This window comes from Stenotrophomonas sp. 05L44_2, from assembly GCF_056665995.1.
In genome coordinates, this window is the sequence record NZ_JBFTNR010000698.1 from 1 (window position 1) to 2,196 (window position 2,196).

2 protein-coding genes are annotated in these 2,196 nt (G+C 66.6%); one reads left to right on the forward strand and one right to left on the reverse strand.

Annotation, left to right across the window (positions count from 1 at the left end; genetic code table 11):
* Window positions 1–203: 203 nt before the first annotated feature.
* The gene (locus AC1VAN_RS19475) at window positions 204–848 is read right to left on the reverse strand and encodes an energy transducer TonB (protein WP_025878754.1); all 645 of its coding nucleotides are present in this window, start codon (window positions 846–848) and stop codon (window positions 204–206) included.
* Window positions 849–961: 113 nt separating this feature from the next.
* Between AC1VAN_RS19475 and serS the strand changes: the two genes are divergently transcribed.
* Window positions 962–2,196 (forward strand): serine--tRNA ligase (gene serS / locus AC1VAN_RS19480; RefSeq protein ID WP_480986506.1); only part of this gene is annotated, 1,235 nt, incomplete at its 3' end.

The window sequence follows — 2,196 nt, forward strand, 5'->3', positions numbered from 1 at the left end:
GCCAAGGGGAGGTCGAGCGCGGCTCGAGCTCGCGGTCCTGCTGCAGTTGCGGCGAATGAAGGTTCTCGTGGGTGGTGGCAGTCATCGCAAACTCCTCACGTCAGTAACGACGCCCAGAGTGTTGCCCGAGGCGGCGTCGAAGCGTGTCAGCATTGCGTCAACGCAACCTGCAAGGTTCAGCTTTTCTGCGGGGAAGCGTTCAGTTACTGCGGCTTGAAGTCGAACGGCACTTCAATGCTGCCGGGTACCGGCTGGCCATTGCTGACTGCCGGGCTGAAGCGCCAGCGACGCACCGCGTCCGTTGCTGCACGGTCCAGCTCGCGCGAACCGCTGCGCTGGATCACAGTCACGTTGTTCGGGTAGCCGGTGGCGTCCACCTCCACCCGCACCACCACGCTGCCCGCTTCACCGCGTCGCAGGGCGGCGGCCGGGTAGGCCGGCGGCGGCGACTGGCCGGCAATCGGCATCGGCTGCGCATTGGCGGTTGCCGGTGCCGCAGTACCCGGCGCGGCCGGAGCGGGTTCAACCGTGGCCGGTGGCGGGGGCGGGGCGGTTTCCACCAGCTTCGGCGCATCTTCCTCGTCCGGCACCGGGGCCGGCTTGGCGTCTGGCATGTCGCTGGAACCGGCCGCCGCGGCCAGTGGTTCGGGCAGCGGTTCCACCTGGGCGGTTTCCTGCGGCGTCTGCGCGGCCGGGTCGGCACGGAAGAATTCCTTGTCGCGTCCGGTCAGCCAGACCAGCACGAACAGCAGGATGCCCACGCCGAAGGCGATGCCGGCGATCTTCAGGGCGTTGCGCGGGATATGCACGGTGAACGACTTGGCAGGCGACGGACGGGGAGCAGACATGGACCAGACCAGTACGGAATGCCTCGATTCTGCCACGGCCGGAATGAACCGGGCGGCAGAATTCCGTATAACAGGCGATAATCCCGTTCCTGTTACCCACCACGACGCCTGCCATGCTTGATCCAGCCCTGCTCCGCCACCAGCCCGCCGACCTCGCCGAACGCCTGCGCACCAGCCGCGGCTTCGAGCTCGACGTGTCTGCCCTGGAGTCACTGGAGGCCGATCGCAAGCGCATCCAGGTGCGTACCCAGGAGCTGCAGAGCCTGCGCAACAGCCGTTCCAAGGCTATCGGCCAGGCCAAGGCCAAGGGCGAAGACGTTTCGGCCATCATGGCCGAGGTTGCCGCGTTCGCCGATGAGCTGAAGGCCTCGGAAGTGGCCCTGGACGAGCTGCGCGAGAAGATCGACACGATCTCCATGGGCATCCCGAACATTCCCGCCGATGACGTGCCGGCTGGCGCCGACGAGAGCGAGAACGTCGAGCAGTCGCGCTGGGGTACCCCGCGCCAGTTCGATTTCAAGGTGCTCGACCACGTCGAACTGGGCGCCCGCAACAAGTGGCTGGACGGCGAGACCGCCGCCAAGCTGTCCGGTTCGCGCTTCACCGTGCTGCGTGGCCCGATCGCCCGCCTGCATCGCGCCCTGGCCCAGTTCATGCTCGACCTGCACAGCGGCGAGCATGAGTATCAGGAAACCAACGTGCCGGTGATCGTCAACGCCGACAGCCTGTACGGCACCGGCCAGCTGCCCAAGTTCGAAGAGGACATGTTCATCACCCAGCTGGGTGAGCAGAAGCGTTACCTCATCTCGACCTCGGAAATCTCGCTGACCAACATCGCCCGCGACGAGATCCTCGACGCCGAGCGCCTGCCGCTGCGCATGACCGCCCATTCGCTGTGCTTCCGTTCCGAAGCCGGCAGCGGTGGCCGCGACGTGCGCGGCATGATCCGCCAGCATCAGTTCGAGAAGGTCGAGCTGGTTTCGATCTGCCGCCCGGAAGACAGCGACGCCGAACACCAGCGCATGACCCGCTGCGCCGAAGTGGTGCTGGAGAAGCTCGGCCTGCCGTACCGCAAGGTGCTGCTGTGCACCGGCGACATGGGCTTCTCGGCCATCAAGACCTACGACCTGGAAGTCTGGCTGCCGTCGCAGGAGACCTACCGCGAGATTTCTTCGTGCTCGAACTGTGGTGACTTCCAGGCCCGCCGCATGCAGGCCCGCTGGCGCAACCCGGCCACCGGCAAGCCGGAGCTGGCGCACACCCTGAACGGCTCGGGCGTGGCCGTCGGCCGCGCAATGATCGCGGTGATGGAGAACTACCAGAACGCCGACGGCAGCATCACCGTGCC

What these genes read in the sequence shown, in the direction of transcription:
- AC1VAN_RS19475 (WP_025878754.1), bottom strand. Translation starts at nt 848, where the DNA reads ATGTCTGCTCCCCGTCCGTCGCCTGCCAAGTCGTTCACCGTGCATATC.